Below are 22,823 nucleotides of genomic sequence, written 5' to 3'. Positions count from 1 at the left end.
TTTTCTGCAAAATCGCATAAAAATGCTTGACAGGCTTTGCCGGGTGTGGTAAACTGTTCCGGTAAAGAAAGCAGCTACGGCCTGGCCGCGCTCGCCTTGTGAGGGACAACATCCTCCGGGCTATACGAAAACCGGTTCGTTTTGTGCGAACTGCGCTTTTGAGTGAATTTGCGCGGCTGTCCTGAAACATGGGCGGCCGCGTTTTCTATGCCAAATATTGCAACACTATGGATTATTGTTTGGAGGTGCATTCATTATCGCTACCGCTGGAAAGTCGAAGGAACTGGAGATCAACGGCCAGATCCGTGATCGTGAAGTTCGCCTGATCGGAGCAGACGGCGAGCAGAAGGGCGTTGTCACCATTCAGGTGGCCATGCGCGCTGCTGAGGAGGCCGGCCTCGATCTGGTCAAGATCGCACCGCAGGCTGTACCGCCTGTGTGCAAGGTGCTGGACTACGGCAAATACCGTTTTGAACAGCAGAAGAAGGAGAAGGAAGCCAAGAAGAACCAGAAGGTGGTCGAAGTCAAGGAGACCCGCCTCTCGCTCAACATTGACACCAACGACTTCAACACCAAAGTGAACCAGACCGCCAAGTTCCTGGCAGCCGGCCACAAGGTGAAGGCTTCGATCCGCTTCCGCGGCCGTGAGATGGCGCACAGCGCTCTGGGTGCTGACGTGCTGAAACGCTTTGCCGAGACTCTGCCCCAGGCAAGCATGGATAAGCCGCCGGTGCTTGAGGGCCGCACGATGTCCATTCTGCTGATCCCGAAACCCAATAAGGACTAATTTTAGGAGGAAACTAAAATGGCTAAGATGAAACTGAAGACGCACTCCGGCGCTAAGAAGCGCTTTAAGCTGACCAAGAACGGCAAGATCAAGCGCGGCCACGCATTCCGCAGCCACATCCTGACCAAGAAGACCACCAAGCTGACCCGTGGTTATCGTCAGCCCAGCTACGTTGATAAGACCAACGCAGCTACCATTAAGAGCATGCTGCCCTACGCCTGAGTAAGCGAGCCGCACGCACAACCAAGACATTGACAGAAACTAAAGGAGATATATAAAATGGCACGTATTAAGGGCGCTACGATGACTCACAAACGTCGCAAGAAGATGCTGAAGCTGGCAAAGGGCTTCTACGGCTGCAAGAGCAAGCACTTCAAGATGGCCAAGCAGCAGGTCATGAAGAGCGGCAACTACGCTCTGGCTGGCCGCCGCATGAAGAAGCGTCAGTTCCGCAACCTGTGGATCACCCGCATCAACAATGCGGTCCGTCCTCTGGGCATGAACTACTCTACCTTCATGGCTGGCCTGAAGAAGGCAGGCATCGAGCTGAACCGCAAGATGCTGAGCGAGATGGCCATCAACGATCCTCAGAGCTTTGCAGCTCTGGTCGAGACCGTCAAGAACGCCTAATAGAACTTGACAAAGACGCCCGCGCGTAGATTACGCGGGCGTCCTTTTTGTATCTTTCTGGATTCGGGAGGAGCCTGCATGGACGAAAAAATCACCAGCCGGGACAACGCGAAGATCAAATACGCCTGCCGCCTTTCTTCCAGTGCGGCCTTCCGCCGCAGCGAGGGGCGTTTTCTGGCCGAGGGGCGCAAGCTCTGCCCGGAGCTCTGCCGTGGGGCTGAGCTGGAAACGCTGTTCTACACCGGGGCCGCTGCCGAAAAATGCCCGGAGCTGCTCACGCTGCCCGGCGAACATTATCTGGTGGAGAACCATGTGGCGGACAAGCTCGCCGATGTGGGCACTCATCAGGGAGTGTTCGGCGTGTTCCGCACCCCGGTGCATACACTGGATGAGGTGCGCACCGGCGGGCGGTATCTGGCGCTGGAGCGGGTGCAGGACCCCGGCAATGTGGGCACCCTGCTGCGCTCGGCGGCGGCATTCGGCTTTGATGCCGTCCTCCTGAGCGACGGCTGTGCGTCTCCGTTTGCCCCCAAGACCCTGCGGGCCTCCATGGGCGCGGCGGTGCGGGTGCCGGTCATTGAGGCCGGTGCCCTGCCGGAGGCCATCGCGGCCCTGCGGGAAAAGGGTATCACCTGTCTCGCGGCGGCGCTGTACCAGTCCCAGCCGCTGAGCGCGGCGGCGTCCCGCTATCCGGGCGGCGTCTGCGTCGTCATCGGCAGCGAGGGCCAGGGCCTGACCGATGCTACCATCGCCGCCTGCGACGGCACCGTCCGCATCCCGATGACCGACCGGGTCGAGAGCCTGAACGCGGGCATCGCGGGCAGCATCCTGCTGTGGCATTTCCGGGAGGAGAGCCTGTGAGCGGGCCGGACCCTGCCTGGGGCCAGACCAGCTTCTTCCCGCCTGAACCGGCCCCCGACCCGCTGCTCTGCTGGCTCTGGCTGGCCGGGACGCTGGGCGTGGGCAGCAGCCACAACGGCAGCGTTCTGGATGCGTTTGGCGGGGCGCAGGAGGCGTGGGAGCAGCGGGGGAGCGATGCGTTCCGCCGCGCGGCAGGGCCGGGGGCAGCGCAGCGGGCGCTCCTGCCCGACCACACGCCGGAGCATTACCGCGCCTTTGCGCGGCGGTGTGCGGCCCGGAATATCCGCATCCTGACCTATGAAGACCCGGACTATCCGCTGGCGCTGACCCGCATCCCGGATATGCCGCTGGTGCTCTACTGCACCGGGGACCCGGCCTGGCTCAACCAGCCCGGCACCGTGGGGATGGTGGGCAGCCGCAAGCCCACCGAGTACGGCCTGCAGGCCGCAGAGGACATCGGGCGGGGGCTGGCCAGAGCCGGTGCCATTGTGGTGAGCGGTCTGGCCGACGGCCTCGACAGCGCTGGGCACCGTGCCGCCGTGCGGGAAGACCGCCCCACCATCGGGGTGCTGGGCGTCCCGATCGACAAGACCTATCCCGCCACCAACCGGGAACTGCGCCGGAAGATCGAGGCCAACGGCTGCGTCATCAGCGAGTATCCGCCGGAGAGCGCAGCCATTGGCCGCGTGGGCTTTTTGCAGCGCAACCGGCTCATTGCGGCGCTGTCGATGGCGCTGGTGGTGGTGGAAGCCCAGGAAAAAAGCGGCACCATGTCCACGGTGGGCCATGCGGAACGGTATGGCAAGCCGGTGTTTGCGGTGCCGGGCAGCATCTATTCGCCCAACTCCGCAGGCACCAACGGCCTGCTGCGGGAAGGGCGGGCAAAGGCCGTCTGCAAGGCGGAAAATCTGTTTGAGACGCTCCACCTGACCCCGGCTGCGCTCCGCCCGGCGGTGCCCTGCCCGGCACCTGCCGCGATGAGCGAGACCGAGCGGAAGGTGCTGGCCTGCATCGGGGCCAAAGCGAAGGGCGTGGAGGAACTGGGCCTGCAAAGCGGCCTGCCCACCGCGCTGCTGCTGGGTACGCTCATGAAACTGGAGCTGACCGGCCGGGTGGCCTGCCTGCCGGGCAAACGGTATATTCTGCGCTAGGTGCGCACATGTTAAGTTGAGCATTCAAACCTCTCAGTCATCGCTGCGCGATGCCGGCGCCCCGGAGCGTGGAGCCTTTGGCAGGCCGGGCAGCAGATGGCAAGGTTTTTTATATAGGAGAGAAACTATGTCAAAACTGGTGATCGTGGAGTCGCCTGCAAAGGCGAAAACCATCGGCAAATATCTGGGCAGCGACTACGAGGTGACGGCCAGCATGGGCCACATCCGCGACCTGCCCGCCTCCCAGCTGGGCATTGATGTCGAACACGGCTATACGCCGCAGTACATCAGCATCAAGGGCAAGGAAAAGCTCATCAAGGAGCTCAAGAGCAAGGCCAAGCACTCCGACGGCGTCCTTCTCGCGACCGACCCGGACCGTGAGGGCGAAGCCATCAGCTGGCATCTGGCCAATATCCTGGGTCTGGACCCCCATGAGCCCAACCGCGTGACCTTCGACGAGATCACGAAAAAGGGTGTGCAGGAGGGCATGGCCCACCCCCGCGCCATCGACGAAGACCTGTTCAACGCCCAGCAGGCCCGCCGTGTGCTGGACCGTCTGGTGGGCTATAAGCTCAGCCCGTTCCTCTGGCGGAAGGTCCGCCGGGGCCTGTCGGCCGGCCGTGTCCAGAGCGTGGCTGTCCGCCTTATCGACGACCGCGAAAAGGAGATCGAAGGCTTCAAGCCCGAAGAATACTGGAATGTGGATGCCACCCTCGGCGTGGGGCACAAGAGCTTCACGGCCCGCCTGGCCTCCGACGACAAGGGCAAAAAGCTGCTGCCGCACACCGAGGCCGAGGCCCGCGCCATCGAAAAGGGGCTGGAAGGGGCCGAGTACACGGTGGGTGAGCTGAAAAAGGGCAAGCGCGCAAAGCAGCCCACCCCGGCGTTCATCACCAGTACCTTGCAGCAGGAGGCGTCCCGCCGCCTGGGCTTTACGGCCACCCGCACCATGCGCGCGGCCCAGACGCTGTACGAAGGCGTGGACATCGCGGGCCACGGCACCATGGGTCTGATCACCTATATGCGTACCGACAGCCTGCGCATCTCCGACGAAGCGGTAAACGCAGCCAAGGAGTATATTGCAGGCGCTTACGGCGAACCGTATATCTGCCCCTACAAGCGCACCTGGAAGACCAAGAGCGCGACCGCTGCGCAGGACGCCCACGAAGCCATCCGCCCCTCGGTGCCGTCCCTGACGCCCGACGAGGTGGACAAGAGCATCAGCGGCGACACCGCCAAGCTCTACCGGATGATCTGGAGCCGCTTCATGGCCAGCCAGATGGCCGACTGCCAGCAGGACACCGTGTCCGTGACCGTGTATGCGGGCGGCTACCGGTTCAAGGCCAGCGGCTACACCGTCACCTTTGATGGCTTTACTGCTCTGTATGAGGAGGCCACGGACGAGAAGGAAAAGAAGGAGACCAGCCTGCCCCCGCTGGAGCAGGGCCAGGTGCTCAAGCTGCGGGAGCTGAAGAGCGAACAGAAGTTCACCCAGCCCCCCGCCCGCTACACCGAAGCCACCCTCATCAAGGCGCTGGAAGAAAACGGCATCGGCCGCCCCTCCACCTATGCGCCCATCATCACCACCATCATCGACCGCGGCTATGTGGAGCGTGACCAGAAAAAGCTCAAGCCGACCCTGCTGGGCCGCGCCGTGGACGGCCTGATGCTGGAGCAGTTCCCCCACATCGTGGATGTGGACTTCTCCGCCGAGATGGAAAAGAACCTCGACAAGGTCGAGAGCGGCAAGGCCGACTGGCACAAGACCGTGGACGACTTCTATCAGGGCTTTGCAGCCAGCCTCGAACAGGCAGAAAAGAACATGGAAGGCAAGAAGGTCAAGGTGCCGGACGAGCCGTCCAGCGAGGTCTGCGACCTGTGCGGCCGCCCCATGGTCATCAAGGTGGGCAAGTACGGCAAGTTCCTGGCCTGCAGCGGCTTCCCGGAGTGCCGGGGCACCAAGCGCCTGGTCAAGGATACCGGCGGCATCTGCCCCAAGTGCGGCAAAGGCCGCATGCTGGAGCGCAAGAGCGCCAAGGGCCGCATCTACTACGGCTGCGAGCGCTACCCCGACTGCGATTTCATGACCTGGGATACCCCCGTCCCCACCAAGTGCGAAAAGTGCGGCTCCACCCTCTTCCGCAAGGGCTCCAAGCTCTACTGCGCCAAGGAGGGCTGCGGGTTCGAGATGCCGGTGCCGAAGAAGGAGTAAGACCCGCTCAGGCCGCTTCGCGTCCGGCTCTCCCAAAGGGCGGGCTTTTTCAGCGAGTACGATAAAGTTTTCCTCTTTGCCAAAAGGCAATGACGGAGAGGGCTTGATTAAAGGAAACATCAATGAGTCAATATCATGTAACAGTTTTAGGTGCCGGTCTGGCGGGCTGCGAGGCGGCGCTCTGGCTGGCGGGCAAGGGCGTGGACGTCACGCTCTATGAGCAGAAGCCTACCCACTTTTCCCCGGCCCACAAGAGCGAAGGCTTTGCAGAGCTGATCTGCTCCAACAGCCTGAAAGCTGAGCGGCTGGATTCCGCTTCCGGCCTGCTGAAAGAGGAGATGCGCCGGATGGGCAGCCAGCTGCTGTCTGCCGCCGAGGAGGCCCGCGTGGCCGCCGGCGGCGCGCTGGCCGTGGACCGCGACGCCTTCAGCGCTGCCGTCACCCGCCGGGTGGAGCAGTGCCCGAACATCACCGTCCGGCGGGAGCGGGTGGAGCAGATCGACGAGAGCGCTCCCATCCTGGTGGCCACCGGCCCGCTGACCGATGGTGCGCTGGCCGACGAGATCGGACGCCTGACCGGCGACGAGCGGCTGCATTTCTACGATGCTGTGGCCCCCATCGTCACGGCCGAGAGCCTGGACTACGACCGGGTCTTCGCCGCGTCCCGCTACGACCGGGGCGAGGCGGATTACCTGAACTGCCCGTTCAACAAGGCCGAGTACGAGGCGTTCCATGCAGCGCTGGCGTCTGCCGAGCGCGCCCCGCTCCACGACTTTGACGCCGGTGCCGAGCAGGGAGCCGCGCCCGACCCGGATGCCCACGGCAAAAAGGCCGACACCGTCACGGTCTACGAGGGCTGTATGCCCATCGAGATCATGGCGGCCCGCGGTGCCGACACCATGCGGTTCGGCCCGCTGCGCCCGGTGGGTCTGGTGGACCCCAACACCGGCCACCGCCCCTGGGCGAACGTCCAGCTCCGCGCCGAGAACAAGGAGCGGACGCTGTACAACATCGTCGGCTTCCAGACGAATCTGAAGTGGGGCGAGCAGAAGCGGGTGTTCCGCATGATCCCCGGCCTCGAAAACGCCGAGTTCGTGCGGTACGGCGTCATGCACCGGAACACCTTCCTCGATGCGCCCCGTGTGCTGAACGCGGGCCTTTTCCTGAACGAGCACCCCAACGTCTTCTTTGCGGGCCAGATCACCGGCTTTGAGGGCTATATGGAAAGCGCCGCCTGCGGTCTGCTGGCGGCCCGCAGCCTGTATGCCCGCCTGACCGGCAGGCAGCTGCCCCCGCCCCCGGCGGACACCATGTGCGGTGCGCTGCTCCAGTATCTGACCACCGAGAACAAGCACTTCCAGCCGATGGGCGCGAATATGGGCATCCTGCCCCCGCTGCCCGCCGAGACCCGCCCGCGCGACAAGCGCCTGCGCTACATGGCTGTGGCCGAACGTGCCGTGGCCAGTTTCCAGCAGTGGCTGGACGAAACGTCTCTGTAAGAAAGAACCTCTCAGTCTGCTTCGCAGACAGCTCCCCTGATAGGGGAGCCTCTGGCGAAAAGAAAAACTCTTGCGAAATGCCAAGGCCTCCCCTGTTAGGGGAGGTGGCATCGCGCAGCGATGACGGAGAGGCTGAACATCCCAGAAACAGAAGGGAGAACTACTATGAAGATCATCGTGGACATGATGGGCGGCGACAACGCCCCGCTGGCTGTGCTGGAAGGCGCAGCCGCAGCCGTCAAGGAGTATGGCGTCTCGCTCATCGGCGTGGGCAATGAGGAGCTGGTCCGCAAGACCGCCGCAGAGCACAACATCCCGTTGGACGGCATCGAGCTGGTGAACTGCACCGAGACCATCGAGATGTGCGATGAGCCTGCCCGCGCCATCCGCAGCAAGAAGGATTCCTCCATCGTCGTGGGCCTGAACCTGCTCAAGGAGGGCCGGGGCGACGCCTTTGTCTCTGCCGGCAGCACCGGCGCACTGCATGTGGGCGCCAGCCTCATCGTCCGGACCCTGAAGGGTGTCAAGCGCCCGGCGCTGGCCACCATGGTGCCCGCCAAAAAGCAGGCCTATCTGCTGCTGGACTGCGGCGCGAACGTTGAGTGCCGCCCTGAAATGCTGGCCGCATTCGCCGTCATGGGCAGCTGCTACGTGAACAGGGTCGAGGGCCGCACCTCGCCCAGCGTGGCGCTGGCGAACAACGGCGCAGAGGAGTCGAAGGGCACTCCGATGCTCAGGGAGGCCCACCAGCTGCTCAAGACCACCCCCGGCATCCGCTTCGTGGGCAACATCGAGCCTCGCGACGTGCCGAATGGTGAGGTGGACGTCGTGGTCTGCGACGGCTTCACCGGCAACGTCATTCTCAAGCTGACCGAGGGTGTGGCCAAAATGCTGCTGGGGATGCTCAAGGAGATGTTCCTCCGGAACCTTGGCGGCAAGGTGGCCTATCTGCTGCTCAAGAGCGGCGTGTCCGACCTCAAGCACCAGATGGACAGCGAGGAGTACGGCGGCGCACCCTTCCTGGGTGCAAGGCAGCCGGTCATCAAGGCCCACGGCTCCTCCAAGGCCAAGGGCATCAAGAACGCCATCCGTCAGGCGAAGATCTGCGTGGAGAACGACCTGTGCGGCACCATGCAGAAGGCGCTGGATGACCTGAACGCCCCGGCTGCGGAATAAAAACGGTTTTGAGGATTATAGAACGGCATTGCGTCTGACCTGCGGAAGACCGCATCCGGCCGCAATGACATAAGGGAGATAGAGCATCTATGAGTCATCCACTCGAAACGATCATTGGCTACAAATTCAAGAACCCCAGGCTGCTGGAAACGGCGCTCACCCACACCAGCTACGCCAACGAGAGCCGTGCCCCGGTGCAGCACAATGAGCGGCTGGAATTTCTGGGCGACAGTGTGCTGCAGATCGTGTCGGCCGATTACCTGTTCCACGCCTACGCCGACCGCCCGGAGGGCGACCTGACCCGCATCCGCTCCAGCCTCGTCAGCGAGGGGGCGCTGTTCCAGTTCGCACAGGAGATCAACCTGGGCGACTATCTGCGCCTGGGCCGCGGCGAGGAGCGCTGCGGTGGCCGCACCCGCCCCAGCGTCGTGTCCGATGCGTTCGAAGCCGTCATCGCGGCGCTGTATCTGGACGGCGGCATGGAGGTGGCCCGCAATTTCATCCTGCCCTTCATCACCGAGGGCAAACATGCCGAGGCCGACTACAAGACCCGTTTGCAGGAGATCGTCCAGCAGAACCCGGAGGAAAAGCTCAGCTACGTGGTCGAGCAGGAGTCCGGCCCCGACCACGACAAACATTTCGTGGTGGCCGTGCGCTTCAACTCCGACAAGGTGGCCCGCGGCGAGGGCCGCAGCAAAAAAGTGGCAGAGCAGCATGCCGCCCGTGAGGCGCTCAAGCTGCTGGGAGTCATAAAGGAAAAGTAAGCGGATGGTATTTAAGGAACTGGAGATCCAGGGCTTCAAGAGCTTTCCCGATAAAGTCAAGATCACCTTTGGCGAGGGCGTCACCGGCGTCGTCGGGCCAAACGGCTCCGGCAAGTCGAATCTGTCGGACGCGGTGCGGTGGGTGCTGGGTGAGACCAGCGCCCGCCAGCTGCGCGCGGCGGGCAAGATGGAGGACGTCATCTTCGGCGGCACCCGCCGCCGGGGGGCCATGGGCTTTGCTCAGGTGCGCCTGACGCTGGACAACAGCGCCCACACGCTGGATCTGGACGCCGACGAAGCTGTCATCGGCCGCAGGTATTACCGCTCCGGCGAGAGTGAGTACAGCATCAACGGCCAGGTCTGCCGGTTGAAGGATGTCTATGAGCTGCTGCTGGACACCGGCATCGGGCGGGACGGCTATTCGGTCATCGGGCAGGGCCGCATCGCCGAGATCGTGGCTGCCAAGAGCACCGAGCGCCGGGAGATCTTTGAGGAAGCCTGCGGCATCGCCAAGTACCGCTACCGCAAAAACGAGGCCGAACGCCGTCTGGCGGCAGCCGCAGAAAATCTGGAGCGCCTGCGGGACATCCTGGGCGAGCTGGAAGCCCGCGTCGGCCCGCTGGAAAAAGAGAGCGCCAGGGCCGAGACCTTTCTTGCCCTGAGCGCGCAGCGCAAGACGCTGGAAGTCACGCTCTGGACCGATGACGTCCACCGCGCCAGAGAGGCCGTCCGCCGCCAGGTGCGGGATCACGAGACGGCCCAGGCCGACTATGAACGCTTCGACCGGCAGGTCAAGGCCGCTGAGAGCGAGGCTGAGGAGATCCGGATGCAGGCACAACAGCTGACCATTGCGGTCGAGCGCCTGAATGGGGATATCCGCAGCATCACCGAGCAGATCAGCGGCAGCGAGAGCCGAATCGCTGTGCTGGAAAACGACATCGCCCGCAACGAGGAGAGCGCCGAAGAACTGCGGGCCGAGCTTGCCGCCGGTCAGCAGGACAGCACCGAAGCAGCCGCCGCATTGGAGCGCCACCGCGCAGTGGCCGCCTCCATGGAAGCCGCCGGGCAGCAGCTGGCCGCAGAACTGGCGGCACTGAACGAAGCACTGGACCGCCTGACCCACGACAACGACCGCAGCGGGGCACGGAAGGACAGCCTGCGGACGGAGATCACGGCGCTGACGGCCCGGCGCACCGAGGCACAGGTGGCCAGAGCCGCCGCCGAGGCCGCTGCCGAAACGGCGAAGAGCCGCCTGCCTGCGCTGGAAGAAGCCGCCGGGGCGCTGACGGCCCAGCGGGACGACGCCAAGCAGGACCTTGCGGATACTGTGAAGTACCGCGCGATGCTGGCGGAGAACGAAACACAGCTGGCCAATGTCCGCGCGGGCCTGGAACTGAAGCACAAGGCCCGCCGCGCCGCGCTGGATGCCGCCGACGACGAAGAGCAGAAGCTCAGCCGCGCACTGGATGCGGCCCGCCAGCGGCTCTCGGTGCTGCGGGAGCTGGAAAAGAACATGGACGGCTACCAGAACTCCGTCAAGACCGTTATGCGGGCCGCGTCGGCCCGGCGGCTGCGGGGCATCATCGGGCCGGTGTCCTCCATCCTGCGCGTGGAACCGGGCCGGGAGGTCGCCATCGAGACCGCACTGGGCGGTGCCTTGCAGAACATCGTGGTGGAGAACGAAGCCGCTGCCAAGGCGGGCATCGCCCTGCTGCGCAGCGAGAACGCGGGCCGCGCCACCTTCCTGCCGCTGGATACCGTCCAGCCCGGCGTGTTCCGGGGGCGGCTGACCGGTTCGGCCCGGCTGGCTTCCAGTCTGGTGCAGGCCGATGCACGGTATGCAAACATCGTTTCCAATCTGCTGGGCCGGATCGTGGTGGTGGACGACATCAACGAGGCTTCCCGCGTGGCGCGGGACCTCGGCTATCACAATAAGGTCGTCACGCTGGACGGTCAGGTCGTCAACGCGGGCGGCAGCTTCACGGGCGGCAGCGTCCAGCGCAGTGCGGGTCTGTTCACCCGCAAACAGGAGCTGGAAGAGCTGCGGGTGAAGGCGGCAAAGCTGCAAAAGGACTGCCTTGCCGCGCAGGAGAAGACCGACCAGTGCAAGGCGCAGATGGATGCCGTTTCCGCCGAACTGACCGCCGCGAACAGCGAACAGATCACGGCTGCGAACGACCGGGTCCGGGCCGAAGCGGAGCAGAAGCGGCTGGAAGCTGCCGTGGAGCAGGCCGAAACGGCCCTCGCCGCCCGCCGGAAGGAGATCGACACCCTCAACGCCCAGCGGACCGAAAGCCGCACCAGAGCGGCCGAGGCCGAGGGGCAGGAGGCGGAGTGCGCTGCGGCCCTTGCGGAAAAGTCGGCGGAACTCCAGCGCATCGCCGAGGACGACGATGCCTTCCTGACCCGCCAGCGGGAGCTGGCCGACCAACTTAGCGCCAAGCGGCTGGAACAGATCACCCGCCAGAAGGACGCCGAGCTGGCTCAGGCGCAGATCGCCGCGCTGGAACAGCGCACCAGAGACGCTGCTGCCCGCAAAGCATCGCTGGAAGAGAGCCTGACTGCGCTGGCCGATCGCAGTGCGGTCTGCCGGGCGGAGATCGAAGCCATCCGGAAGGCCAAGAGCGAGAGCGCAGAGCAAATCGCTGCGAAGGAAGCAGAGATCCGCCGGGCCACCGAGGAGCGCCTGACCCGCCAGAAGGCTGAGACCGAAGCACTGGCCATGGCCCGCACCGCCGCCGATGAGCGGGAGGAGATGAGCCGGGAGATGGCCCGTCTGGCCGAGCGGAAAGCGGCAGCGGAGAGCGAGTACGATGCCACCGCCGCCAAGCTCTGGGATGAATACCAGCTGACCGTCTCGCAGGCCGAAGCGCTCTGTGTGGACTTCGACAGCCTGCCTGCCCTGCGGGCGCAGGCGGCCGAGGTGCGAAACAAGATCCGTGCGCTGGGCAGCGTGAACGTCCGCGCCATTGAGGAGTACCGGGAAGTCAAGGCCCGGTACGACACCCTGCGGGTGCAGGTGGCGGATGTGGAGGGCAGCCGAAACGAGCTGAGCCGGATGATCGCGCAGCTGTCGAGCCAGATGCGGGAGATCTTCACCGACAGCTTCCGCGCCATCAACGAAAACTTTGGCCGCATCTTTGCCGAGCTGTTCGGCGGCGGCGAAGCCAGCCTGGTGCTGGAAGATGAATCGGACGTGCTGGGCTGCGGCATCGGCATCCGGGTCGCACCGCCGGGCAAGGTCATCAAGAATCTGGAAGCCCTTTCGGGCGGCGAGCAGGCGCTGGTGGCGATCAGCATCTATTTTGCGATCCTGGCTGTCAACCCTGCGCCCTTCTGCATCCTCGATGAGATCGAAGCCGCGCTGGACGACGCCAACGTCAGCCGCTTTGCACAGTACCTCCGCCGCGTGAGCGACCGGACGCAGTTCATCGTCATCACCCACCGCCGGGGCACCATGGAGGCCGCCAATGTCCTCTACGGTGTCACCATGCAGGAGGACGGCGTGTCAAAGCTGCTCAAACTCGACCTCGAACAGGTTGACGCGACACTGGTTTCGTAGGTATAATAAAAGAAACCCTCTCAGAGCGCGAGGCATTGGAAACGAACCTCTCAGTCTGCCCTCGGAAGAGGCCGCACGGAGTAAAACGTAGGAGAAAAGCCGATATGGGACTTTTTGGATTTGGTAAAAAAGAAAAAGACAAGATGAAAGACGGCCTCGAAAAGACCCGCACGGGCTTTTGGGGCAATATCCTGAACACACTCACCGGCAGCAAGATCGACGATGACCTTTACGATGAGCTGGAAGAACAGCTCATCCTGGCTGATGTCGGCGGCGAAGTGGCCATCAAACTGGTGGACAAGCTCCGCGACCGCGTGAACGAAAAGGGCCTGAAGACCGGTGAGCAGGCAGCGGATGAGCTGCGTGAGCTCATCGCGGACGAGATGCGCCCCGAAGCGGAGATGCAGCTGGACGGCCACCCCGCCGTCATCCTGGTCATCGGCGTCAACGGCGTGGGCAAGACCACGAGCATCGCAAAGCTCGCCGACTATTACACCCGTCAGGGCCGCAGGGTCATGCTGGCCGCAGGCGACACCTTCCGTGCCGCCGCCAGCGAGCAGCTGGAGATCTGGGCCGACCGCGCCGGGGTCCCGCTGGTCAAGGCCGGTGAGGGGGCCGACCCCGCCGCCGTCATTTTTGACACGGTGAAGTCTGCCACCGCCCGCGGCTATGACATGGTCATTGCCGACACCGCCGGGCGCCTGCACAACAAGGCGAACCTGATGGGCGAGCTGGCCAAGATCAGCCGCAGCGTCAAGAAAGCGGCCCCCGATGCCAGCCTGGAGACCCTGCTGGTGCTGGATGCCATCACGGGCCAGAACGCCATCAGCCAGGCCAAAGAGTTTTGCAAGGCGGCCAGCGCCACCGGCATCATCCTGACCAAGCTCGACGGCACCGCCAAGGGCGGCTGCGTCGTGGCGGTCAAGCAGCGGCTCGGCCTGCCGGTGCGGTTCATCGGCGTGGGCGAGGGCATCGACGACCTCATTCCCTTCACCCCGGAAGGCTTTGTGGAGGAGCTCATCCCCCGCACCGGCTGGAAACACTGAGGAGGTACACCCATGAAAATTTGTGCAGCGACCGGCAACGCCGGAAAGCTCCGCGAACTGCGGCGCATCCTCGAAGCCCAGGGCCACGAAGTGGTCAGCCAGAAAGAGCTGGGCATCACCATCGAGCCGGATGAGACCGGCACCACCTTTGCAGAAAATGCCTTCATCAAGGCCGAGACTATCTGCAAGGCCAGCGGCCTGCCCACCATCGCCGATGACTCCGGCCTGTGTGTGGAGGCACTGAACGGTGCCCCCGGCGTCTACAGCGCCCGCTACTGCGGCCGCCACGGCGACGACGAGGCCAACAACGATAAACTGCTGGAAGCGATGAAAGACATCCCGGCGGGGCAGCGCGGCGCAAAGTTCGTGGCGGCGGTCTGCTTCATCCTGCCCGATGGCCGGCATCTGACCTGCGTGGGCGAGTGCCCCGGCAGCGTGGCATTTGCGCGGCTGGCAGGGGACTACGGCTTCGGCTACGACCCGCTGTTCATCCCCGCCGAATGCGGCGTGGGCAAAACGGGCAGACGCCCCAACACCGAGGGCCGCAGCTATGCGCAGCTGACCCCCGACGAAAAGGACGCCATCAGCCACCGCGGCAACGCGCTGGCCGAGATGGAACAGAAACTGCCGGGATTTCTGGCAGAACGATGAACAAATGATTCTGTACGGAGAAGACCGTATCAACATCAAAATCGAAGGAGAAACTAACTATGCTGACGAGCAAACAGCGCGCCATCCTGCGCGGCAAGGCAAACACCATGGACCCCGTTTTCATTGTGGGTAAGGGCGAAATCGACGAGACCATGATCCAGGGCGTGAAGGACTGCCTCGACGCCCGCGAACTCATTAAGCTGAAGGTGCTGGAAAGCAGCATGTACAATGCCCGCGAGGCTTCCGTCAAGCTGGCCGAGGCCACCGGCGCAGACTGTGTGCAGGTCATCGGCTCCAAGTTCGTGCTCTATCTGCAAAAGAAGAAGGACAGCGCCTACGCTGACCTGCTGAAATGAAAGTCCTGCTGTACGGCGGCAGCTTCGACCCGCCCCACAACGGCCACCTGAACAATCTGCGGGCAGCGGCGGCGCGGGTCCGGCCGGACCGGATCGTGGTCATGCCCGCCGGAACGTCTCCCTTCAAGCGGGGGACGAACGCTTCCGGTGCGCTGCGGCTGGAGATGTGCGGCTGCTTTTCCGCGCTGGCGGAGGAGGGCGGCTTCCCGGCTCTGACCGTGAGCGGCTGGGAGGTGCAGCAGGCTGCGCTGGGGAGGCGGAACTACACCGTCCTCACGCTGGAGATGCTGGCGGCAGGATTCCCCGGCGCAGAGCTTTATCTCGCCATCGGCAGCGATATGCTGCTGAGCTTTGACGGCTGGTACCGCTGGCAGGACATCCTCAGACTGGCCCGCCTCGTGGTCACGAGCCGGAATGTCGGCGACGACCCGCTCCTCCACGAAAAGGCAAAGCAGCTGGACGCCACCGGGGCCCGCATCCTGTTCGCGCCGGTGGAAGCGCTCCCCATGGCGAGCAGCGCCCTGCGCGCCCGCCTTGCCGCCGGGGAACGCTGTGAAAACGAACTCCCGCCCCTGGTGCGCCGTGTCATCCAGCGCGAGGGGCTGTACCGGGAAACAAAAGGAGACGAAGATCAGAATGACTCTGAAACAGGCAAAAGAGCTTGTGCGCAGCCGCCTGAGCGATCAGCGCTATGAGCACACCCTGAACGTGAAGAAAATGGCCGTCAAGCTGGCGAAGTGCTATGGGGCCGACGAAGAGCAGGCCGCGCTGGCGGCTCTGCTGCACGATGCGGCCAAGGAGATCTCCAAGGACGAGATGCGGGCCATCATGCGGGCGTACCCCGAATACGCTGAGGGCGGCGAAGAGCGCCCGACCCCGGTGTGGCACGGCATCTGTGCCGCCATCCTGGCCCGCACCGAGTGGGGCGTGGAGGATGAGGCTGTCCTCTCGGCCATTGCCTGCCACACGGCGGGCAAGCCGGGCATGAGCAGGCTGGATAAGATCCTCTATCTGGCCGATATGACCAGCGCCGAGCGGGACTGGTCGGGCGTGGACAAGCTGCGCAGGCTGGAGCGGAACGATCTGGATGCGGCCATGCTGGTGGCCCTCAAGCAGACGAACGACTTCGTGCTGTCTCAGGGCAAGCCGCTCGACCCCATGTCCAAGGCCGCGTACGAGGACATTCAGGCGCAGGTGGAGGCCCGCGCCGGAACGGCTTGCGGTTCGTCCGACTGACCGGAAATGAAAACCGATTGCAGATTGTGGGGAAGGATGCTATACTAAAGGGTATCATGAATGTGAACCGACCCCGAATGAAAAAGCTGGAGGAAATCTAGGAATGAGTCAAGCTCCGCGCCGCATCAACACCCAACGCTCGCTGAACCGCCCGACGGAACAGCGGCCGACGGAGGCTCCTGCCTCCCGCCCGGCTCCGCTGCAGGGCCAGCCGGATTTCTTCGAAGAGCCGTCTGTGCCGCATCCGGAGCAGAGGCCCCGTCCGGCCGCCCCGGCGCATCCGGCCCCGTCAGCAGGCACCGGTGGAAACGGCGGCAGAACCCCGCCGCCCCGCCGGGGCGGTGCCCATGCGGCTCCCAGTGAACCGCCCCGCCGCCGCAGCGCCAAGCCCAGAAAGAAGAAAAAAAGAGCCCCCATGTGGCTCCCGCTGGCCGTGACGCTGGCGGTGCTGGCCGTCATTTCGGGCGTCGTGGTCTATGCGGCCAGCATGGTGAACCGGGTGGAGGAGAACCTGAAGCCGGAGGAGAACGCTGCCTCGCTGGTGGAGGAGATCCAGACGCTGGAGGAGTACAAGGGCGATGTGGTCAACATCCTCGTCTGCGGCATCGACTATGAGGACGGCCGCGGCTATTCTTCCGATGGCACCAACGACGGCATGACGGATATGATCCTGTACTGCCAGTTCGACATCAAGGGCGGTGCGCTCCGGATGCTGCAGATCCCCCGCAACAGTCTGGTGGCGACCAAAAACCGGAAGATCACCCTCTCCAACGGCAAGACCTATTCCGTCTCGAACTACCAGATCAACTCGGTGGCTCTCTCCAACGGCGGCAATGTGGCGGCTCTGGCAGAGGTCATCTACGACCAGTACAAGCTCCCCATCGACTACTATGTCACCATCGACATGCAGGCGCTGGTGGAAATGGTGGATAACTTCGGCGGCATCGAGGTCTATATCCCCCACGACATGTCCTTTGCAGGCAGTGCCCTGAAGCAGGGCTACCGCAATCTGGACGGCGCATCGGCGGAGTTCTTCGTCCGCTGCCGCCACGGCGAGGGCTACTCCAACTCCGATATCGACCGCCTGAACATGCAGCGCTATTTCTATGCCGGCCTGTTCAAGCGGGTGCGCAGCATGGGCGTGACCGACGTCATCAACCAGCTGCCCCTGATCTTCAACAATTATATCCACACCGACATGGATCTGACCACCATCGCCAAGATGCTGGTCTCCTTTACCCGGATCGACAGCGCCAACATCATGCTGGCCCAGACGCCGGTGTTCATGGGCGTGCCCAATGTCGGCAAGACTGACAGCTTTGACGGCTACTCCTGCGTGGTGCCGGATGCCGGTTCCATCGCAGAGCTGCTCAACACCTACTTCCGCAATTATACCGGCCCCGTCAGCGTTGAAGAGCTCAACCTTGTGACCAACGACTGGCCCCACGGCACGGCTTCCACCAGCGCCAACGTCCAGTTCGTGGGCCAGCTCGACAAAGAGTCGGATGACGCCATCCTCAGCGGCGACACCGACGTGGCGGGTGCCACCACGACCGACGGCCAGGCGGCCGGGCAGTAACGCAAACAACAGATAGGAGAAATCAGATGGAGAACAACATCGACAGCAAGTCTCTTGCCATTGAGATCGCAAAGATCCTGGATCAGAAGAAGGCACAGGACGTCCGGGTGCTCAAGGTCGAGAGCCTGACCGTCCTCACCGACTATTTCGTCATCGCCTCCGGTACCTCCACCACGCAGGTGGGGTCGCTGGCCGACGAGGTGGAGTTCGCGCTCTCCCAGAAGGGCATTGAGCCCATCAGCACCGAGGGCTTCGACTCCAAGAACTGGGTCCTGCTGGACTACTCGAACGTCATCGTGCATGTGTTTGTGCCCAACACCCGCACCTATTACGATCTGGAGCACCTGTGGGCCGACGGCGAGCCCATCGACATCTCGGAGTATCTGACGCCGGATCACAGCCTGTAAGGGAACATATCCCGGCCCGATGTTTTTTCGGATGCCCTCTCCGTCTCGCATCCGCTCACCAGCCCCCTGGCAGGGGAACCTCTGGCGAAAACGGAACCATTGCAAGGACTGCCAAGGCCTCTCCTACAAGGAGAGGTGGCATTGCGAAGCAATGACGGAGAGGTTGTATCGAGAAACACCGGACAATGACCGGGATTGTCATAAAAGAATCTTTGGTAGTGAAGAAAAGTCTGGAGCTGATTACAACAATGAAGTATGATTACAAGGCCGTTGAGGCCAAGTGGCAGAAGGTGTGGGAGGACGAAAAGACCTTCCACGTCGAGATCGACCACAGCAAGCCCAAGTTCTACGCCCTCGTCGAGTTCCCGTATCCTTCGGGTGCGGGCCTGCATGTGGGCCACCCCCGCAGCTATACGGCACTGGACGTGGTGAGCCGGAAGCGCCGCCAGAACGGCTACAACGTGCTCTACCCGATGGGCTGGGATGCCTTCGGCCTGCCCACCGAGAACTTCGCCATGAAGAACCACATCCATCCGGCTATCGTCACCAAGAAGAACGTGGATCATTTCCGTGAGCAGCTCAAGGCTCTGGGCTTCTCCTTCGACTGGGACCGCGAGATCAACACCACCGACCCCGAATACTACAAGTGGACCCAGTGGATCTTCTTGCAGCTGTACAAGCACGGCCTGGCCTATAAGAAGGAAATGAACGTCAACTGGTGCACCGGCTGCAAGTGCGTCCTGGCCAACGAAGAAGTGGTCAACGGCGTGTGCGAGCGCTGCGGCAGCGAGGTCGTCCACCGCGTCAAGAGCCAGTGGATGCTGAAGATCACGGCCTATGCCGATAAGCTCATCGACGGTCTGGACGGTCTGGATTACATCGAACGCGTCGCCACCCAGCAGAAGAACTGGATCGGCCGCAGCCACGGCGCAGAGGTCAACTTCGGCACCACCGCAGGCGATACCCTGACCGTTTATACCACCCGCTGCGACACCCTGTTCGGTGCCACCTACATGGTCGTCTCCCCGGAGCATGCCATGGTCAAGCAGTGGCTGGACAACGGCACCATTCAGAATGCAGAGGCCGTCAAGGCATATCAGGCCGAAGCTGCCCGCAAGAGCGACTTTGAGCGCAGCGAGCTGAACAAGGAGAAGACCGGCGTGAAGCTGGAGGGCGTCATGGGCATCAACCCCGTGAACGACAAGGAGATCCCCATCTTCATCTCCGACTATGTTCTGGCTACCTACGGCACCGGTGCCATCATGGCCGTGCCTGCCCACGATACCCGCGACTGGGAGTTCGCCAAGAAGTTCGGTCTGCCCATCATTGAAGTCGTCAAGGGCAATACCCCGTCCAACCTGGACGAGGCCGCCTTTACCGATGTGGCCACTGGCACCCTCGTCAACTCCGGCTTCCTGGACGGCCTGTCCGTCGCCGACGCCAAGAAAAAGATGGTCGAGTGGCTGGAGAGCAGCGGCAAGGGCAAGGATAAGGTCAACTACAAGCTGCGCGACTGGGTGTTCAGCCGTCAGCGCTACTGGGGCGAACCCATCCCCATGGTCAAGTGCGAGAAGTGCGGCTGGCAGCCCCTGCCCGAAAGCAGCCTGCCCCTGACGCTGCCCGACATCACCGACTTTGAGCCGGGCCCCGACGGCGAATCCCCGCTGGCCCGCCACACCGACTGGGTCAAGACCACCTGCCCCTGCTGCGGCGGCCCCGCGACCCGCGAGACCGACACCATGCCCCAGTGGGCCGGTTCCTCCTGGTACTTCCTGCGCTACATGGACCCGCACTGCAAGGACGCCCTCGCTTCCAAGGAGGCGCTGGAGTACTGGTCCCCGGTCGACTGGTACAACGGCGGCATGGAGCACACCACCCTGCATCTGCTGTACAGCCGGTTCTGGCATAAGTTCCTGTACGACATCGGCGTCGTGCCCTCTCCGGAACCCTACCAGAAGCGCACCGCCCACGGCATGATCCTGGGCCTGAACCCCCACAGCTTCGTCAACCTGCCCGCGGAGGAGCAGGAAAAGCTGCTGAAGGAATACGGCAGCCAGAAGGCCGCGGAAAAGGCGCTGGAAGAGAAATACGGTGAGATGGCCCGCCACCCCATCGTCAAGATGTCCAAGAGCCTGGGCAACGTCATCAACCCGGATGAGGTCGTGGATACCTACGGTGCCGATACCATGCGTCTGTATGAGATGTTCATGGGCGACTTCGAGCAGGCAGCTCCCTGGCAGACCTCTGCCATTGCAGGCTGCAACCGTTTCCTGGACCGCGTGTGGGCACTGTCCGACAAGCTGGTCGAGGGCGAGGGCTATCGCCCGCAGGTCGAGACCCTGATGCACCAGACCATCAAGAAGGTCGGCGCGGACATCGAGGGCCTGAAGATGAACACCGCCATTGCACAGCTGATGACGCTGGTCAACACCCTGTACGACAACGGCGGCGCTACCAAGGCCGAGTATGAGACCGTCGTCCAGCTGCTGAACCCGTTTGCTCCCCACATGACCGAGGAGCTGTGGGAGAAGCTGGGCCACAGCCACGATGAGCAGCTGGCCTATTACCCCTGGCCCCAGTACGAGGAGGCCAAGTGCGTGGAGGCCATGGTCGAGATCGCAGTGCAGGTCAATGGCAAGGTCAAGGCCCGCCTGAAGGTCGCAGCCGACATCACCAGCGAGGACGCCATTGCAGCCGCAAAGGCTGAGCCTGCTGTGGCCGAAGCTCTGGCCGGCAAGACCATCGCCAAGGAGATCTACGTCAAGGGCCGTCTGGTCAACCTGGCTGTCAAGGGCTGATAACCTCTCAGTCTCGCTTGCGCTCGACAGCTCTCCTAATAGGAGAGCCTCTGGCGTATACATCAAGCTGTGCCCGGCTGCCAAGGTCTCCCCTCCGCAGGGGAGGTGGCAGTGCGAAGCACTGACGGAGAGGTTTTCGAAAAAACTTTCAAAAAAAGGTTGACGAACGCATGAAAATGCGCTATACTGTCTACTGTTAGTTACCATGTAACAACGAAATTCCTGCCTCACGGTCCAAGGGAGGGAATAAGATGTCGGAAATTCGTGTTAAAGAGGGCGAGTCGCTGGAAAGCGCACTGCGTCGCTTCAAGCGGAGCACTGCTCGCAGCGGTGTGCTCGCAGAGGTCCGTAAGCGCGAGGCTTACGAGAAGCCGTCTGTTAAGCGCAAGAAGAAGTCCGAAGCAGCCCGCAAGCGTAAGTTCAAGTAATTAACTGCTTGAAATCGCTGGTTGTTCAGATTTCAAACGTGTTGCTAACGCTGATGTAGGAGAGCCTGAGAGTTTCAGGCTCTCCTATTTTCATTTTATGATTCCCTTCGTACGACCTCTCCGTCTCGCTGGCGAGACCAGAAACGTTGCAAGGACTGCCAAAGCCTCTCCTACCAGGAGAAGCGGCAATGCGAAGCAATGACGGAGAGGTTGTACGAAGGATAGCTATCGGAATGAGGTCAAAGCTATGCTGATAACCCCCGAATATGTTTTTCAGGATGTGACCCACATCACGCCGGAATGGCTGGCGGAAAAGGGCATCCGGGCGCTGGTGCTGGATATCGACAACACCCTGACGGCTGACCGCAGCCAGGAACTGCCGGACGAGGTGGCCCAGTGGCTGGCCGACCTGCGCGCGGCGGGCATCGGGCTGACCATCGTATCCAACGGTGCCGAAAAGCGGGTGCGCCCCTTTGCCGAAAAACTGGGGCTGGCGTATCTGTACCGATCGGCAAAGCCGCTGCCCTTTGCGCTGATGGTGGCCCGCCGCCGGATGGGCGTCAAACGCCGTGAGATGGCCATGGTGGGCGACCAGCTCTATGCCGACCGGATGGCCGCAGCCCTCTACGGCATTCCCGGCCTGATGGTCATCCCGCGCGGGCCGGACCTCGGCGCACAGGTCGTCCTGAAGCGCAAGTGGGAGAAAAAACACTGGCAGGCGTACTACGACCGGGGAGGGAAGACCTTGTGAGGGAGTGGAAGATCCGGTTCGGCACGGCGGGCACGAGCGACAGCTTTGCAGCGCAGGGCTACAAAACCAGCCTGGACATCCCGGCCTACACGGCCCGGATGGGGTTGAACGCCTTTGAATACCAGTGCGGGCGCGGCGTCCGGCTGGGACTGGACAAGGCCCGGCAGATGGCCGCCGATGCGGCGGCGCGGGACATCCTGTTCAGCGTCCACGCGCCGTATTATATCAGCATGTCCAGCCTGGAAGAGGACAAGCGGCTGAACAGCGTGAACTATCTGCTGCAAAGCGCGGCGGTGTGCAAGGTGCTGGGCGGGCAGCGGGTCATCTTCCACTCCGGCAGCTGCGGCAGGCAGAGCCGGGAGGCTGCATTGGAAAAGGCGCTGGACACCCTGCGCCGGGCACAGGCTGCGCTGGACGAAGCAGGCTTTTCGGACATCACCCTCTGCCCGGAGACGATGGGCAAGATCGGCCAGCTGGGCACACTGGACGAAGTGCTGGCCCTGTGCCGTGTGGACAGGCGCATTACCCCCTGCATCGACTTTGGCCACCTCAACGCCCGGACACTGGGCGGCATCGCTTCCAAGGCCGATTATGCCGCGATCCTCGACCGGATGGAGGAGGCCCTCGGCGACGCGCGGGCCAGGCGGTTCCAGGTCCATTTCTCCCGCATCGAGTATACGGCGGGCGGCGAAAAGCGCCACTGGACCTTTGCCGAGACCCAGTTCGGCCCGGAGCCGCAGCCGCTGATGGAGCTGCTGGCGGAGCGCAGACTCGAACCCGTCATCATCTGCGAAAGCGCCGGGACACAGGCGGAGGATGCGCGGACGATGCAGCAGCTCTATGGAGAGACTTGCGCGTTCTTATAAACTTTTTTCTGTTTTCACCGTCTTTTTTGCTCAAACCCCTTGCCAAATCGTGCGGGATTGAGT

21 protein-coding genes are annotated in these 22,823 nt (G+C 63.1%); all 21 read left to right on the top strand.

Going from position 1 to position 22,823, the window contains the following annotated elements:
• Positions 1–235: 235 nt before the first annotated feature.
• Positions 236–787, top strand: coding sequence for a translation initiation factor IF-3 (infC, locus tag J3350_RS02500; protein ID WP_081027701.1), 552 nt, complete (start codon positions 236–238; stop codon positions 785–787).
• Between the two features lie 18 nt (positions 788–805).
• On the top strand, positions 806–1,009 hold the full coding sequence (gene rpmI / locus J3350_RS02495) for a 50S ribosomal protein L35 (protein WP_005928215.1): 204 nt from the start codon (positions 806–808) through the stop codon (positions 1,007–1,009).
• Between the two features lie 57 nt (positions 1,010–1,066).
• Positions 1,067–1,417 (top strand): 50S ribosomal protein L20, encoded by a 351-nt coding sequence (gene rplT, locus J3350_RS02490; protein WP_097792734.1) that lies wholly within the window; start codon positions 1,067–1,069, stop codon positions 1,415–1,417.
• A gap of 78 nt (positions 1,418–1,495) precedes the next feature.
• Positions 1,496–2,278, top strand: coding sequence for an RNA methyltransferase (locus J3350_RS02485; protein WP_207685563.1), 783 nt, complete (start codon positions 1,496–1,498; stop codon positions 2,276–2,278).
• Complete coding sequence (gene dprA / locus J3350_RS02480; RefSeq protein ID WP_207685562.1) at positions 2,275–3,429, top strand: DNA-processing protein DprA; 1,155 nt, start codon at positions 2,275–2,277, stop codon at positions 3,427–3,429. Before J3350_RS02485 ends, dprA begins: the two co-directional genes overlap by 4 nt.
• A 127-nt stretch (positions 3,430–3,556) precedes the next feature.
• Positions 3,557–5,641, top strand: a complete 2,085-nt coding sequence (topA, locus tag J3350_RS02475) for a type I DNA topoisomerase (RefSeq protein WP_118551589.1) — start codon at positions 3,557–3,559, stop codon at positions 5,639–5,641.
• Positions 5,642–5,763: 122 nt separating this feature from the next.
• On the top strand, positions 5,764–7,140 hold the full coding sequence (gene trmFO, locus J3350_RS02470) for a methylenetetrahydrofolate--tRNA-(uracil(54)-C(5))-methyltransferase (FADH(2)-oxidizing) TrmFO (RefSeq protein ID WP_207685561.1): 1,377 nt from the start codon (positions 5,764–5,766) through the stop codon (positions 7,138–7,140).
• A gap of 165 nt (positions 7,141–7,305) precedes the next feature.
• Positions 7,306–8,316 (top strand): phosphate acyltransferase PlsX, encoded by a 1,011-nt coding sequence (plsX, locus tag J3350_RS02465; protein ID WP_097792729.1) that lies wholly within the window; start codon positions 7,306–7,308, stop codon positions 8,314–8,316.
• Between the two features lie 89 nt (positions 8,317–8,405).
• Positions 8,406–9,080: a ribonuclease III gene (gene rnc / locus J3350_RS02460; protein ID WP_097792728.1), complete on the top strand. Its 675-nt coding sequence runs from the start codon at positions 8,406–8,408 to the stop codon at positions 9,078–9,080.
• A gap of 4 nt (positions 9,081–9,084) precedes the next feature.
• Entirely contained in the window at positions 9,085–12,642 is a 3,558-nt protein-coding gene (gene smc / locus J3350_RS02455; protein WP_207685560.1) for a chromosome segregation protein SMC, read from the top strand.
• A 104-nt stretch (positions 12,643–12,746) separates the two neighbouring features.
• The gene (ftsY, locus tag J3350_RS02450; protein WP_097792726.1) at positions 12,747–13,688 is read left to right on the top strand and encodes a signal recognition particle-docking protein FtsY; all 942 of its coding nucleotides are present in this window, start codon (positions 12,747–12,749) and stop codon (positions 13,686–13,688) included.
• A gap of 12 nt (positions 13,689–13,700) precedes the next feature.
• A complete protein-coding gene (gene rdgB, locus J3350_RS02445; RefSeq protein ID WP_207685559.1) occupies positions 13,701–14,339 on the top strand; it encodes an RdgB/HAM1 family non-canonical purine NTP pyrophosphatase in 639 nt (212 codons plus the stop codon).
• Positions 14,340–14,398: 59 nt separating this feature from the next.
• Positions 14,399–14,695 (top strand): YhbY family RNA-binding protein, encoded by a 297-nt coding sequence (locus J3350_RS02440; protein ID WP_005932885.1) that lies wholly within the window; start codon positions 14,399–14,401, stop codon positions 14,693–14,695.
• On the top strand, positions 14,692–15,390 hold the full coding sequence (gene nadD / locus J3350_RS02435) for a nicotinate (nicotinamide) nucleotide adenylyltransferase (RefSeq protein WP_207685558.1): 699 nt from the start codon (positions 14,692–14,694) through the stop codon (positions 15,388–15,390). Before J3350_RS02440 ends, nadD begins: the two co-directional genes overlap by 4 nt.
• Positions 15,332–15,931: a bis(5'-nucleosyl)-tetraphosphatase (symmetrical) YqeK gene (yqeK, locus tag J3350_RS02430; protein WP_207685557.1), complete on the top strand. Its 600-nt coding sequence runs from the start codon at positions 15,332–15,334 to the stop codon at positions 15,929–15,931. The genes nadD and yqeK overlap by 59 nt, the downstream gene beginning before the upstream one ends.
• A gap of 103 nt (positions 15,932–16,034) precedes the next feature.
• Complete coding sequence (locus J3350_RS02425; RefSeq protein ID WP_207685556.1) at positions 16,035–17,510, top strand: LCP family protein; 1,476 nt, start codon at positions 16,035–16,037, stop codon at positions 17,508–17,510.
• Between the two features lie 26 nt (positions 17,511–17,536).
• A complete protein-coding gene (gene rsfS / locus J3350_RS02420; protein WP_097792721.1) occupies positions 17,537–17,917 on the top strand; it encodes a ribosome silencing factor in 381 nt (126 codons plus the stop codon).
• Positions 17,918–18,165: 248 nt separating this feature from the next.
• A complete protein-coding gene (gene leuS / locus J3350_RS02415; protein ID WP_207685654.1) occupies positions 18,166–20,715 on the top strand; it encodes a leucine--tRNA ligase in 2,550 nt (849 codons plus the stop codon).
• 251 nt (positions 20,716–20,966) lie between these two features.
• On the top strand, positions 20,967–21,143 hold the full coding sequence (gene rpsU / locus J3350_RS02410; protein WP_005928271.1) for a 30S ribosomal protein S21: 177 nt from the start codon (positions 20,967–20,969) through the stop codon (positions 21,141–21,143).
• Between the two features lie 247 nt (positions 21,144–21,390).
• Entirely contained in the window at positions 21,391–21,894 is a 504-nt protein-coding gene (locus J3350_RS02405) for a YqeG family HAD IIIA-type phosphatase (protein WP_207685555.1), read from the top strand.
• On the top strand, positions 21,891–22,760 hold the full coding sequence (locus J3350_RS02400) for a TIM barrel protein (RefSeq protein WP_207685554.1): 870 nt from the start codon (positions 21,891–21,893) through the stop codon (positions 22,758–22,760). Before J3350_RS02405 ends, J3350_RS02400 begins: the two co-directional genes overlap by 4 nt.
• The last annotated feature ends 63 nt before the right edge of the window (positions 22,761–22,823 follow it).

The sequence above is a fragment of the Faecalibacterium sp. Marseille-Q3530 genome, from assembly GCF_017377625.1.
Classification (GTDB): Bacteria; Bacillota; Clostridia; order Oscillospirales; family Ruminococcaceae; genus Faecalibacterium; species Faecalibacterium prausnitzii_E.
Note: the sequence above shows the minus strand (reverse complement) of the source record. Positions and strands in the feature narration are given on the sequence as shown.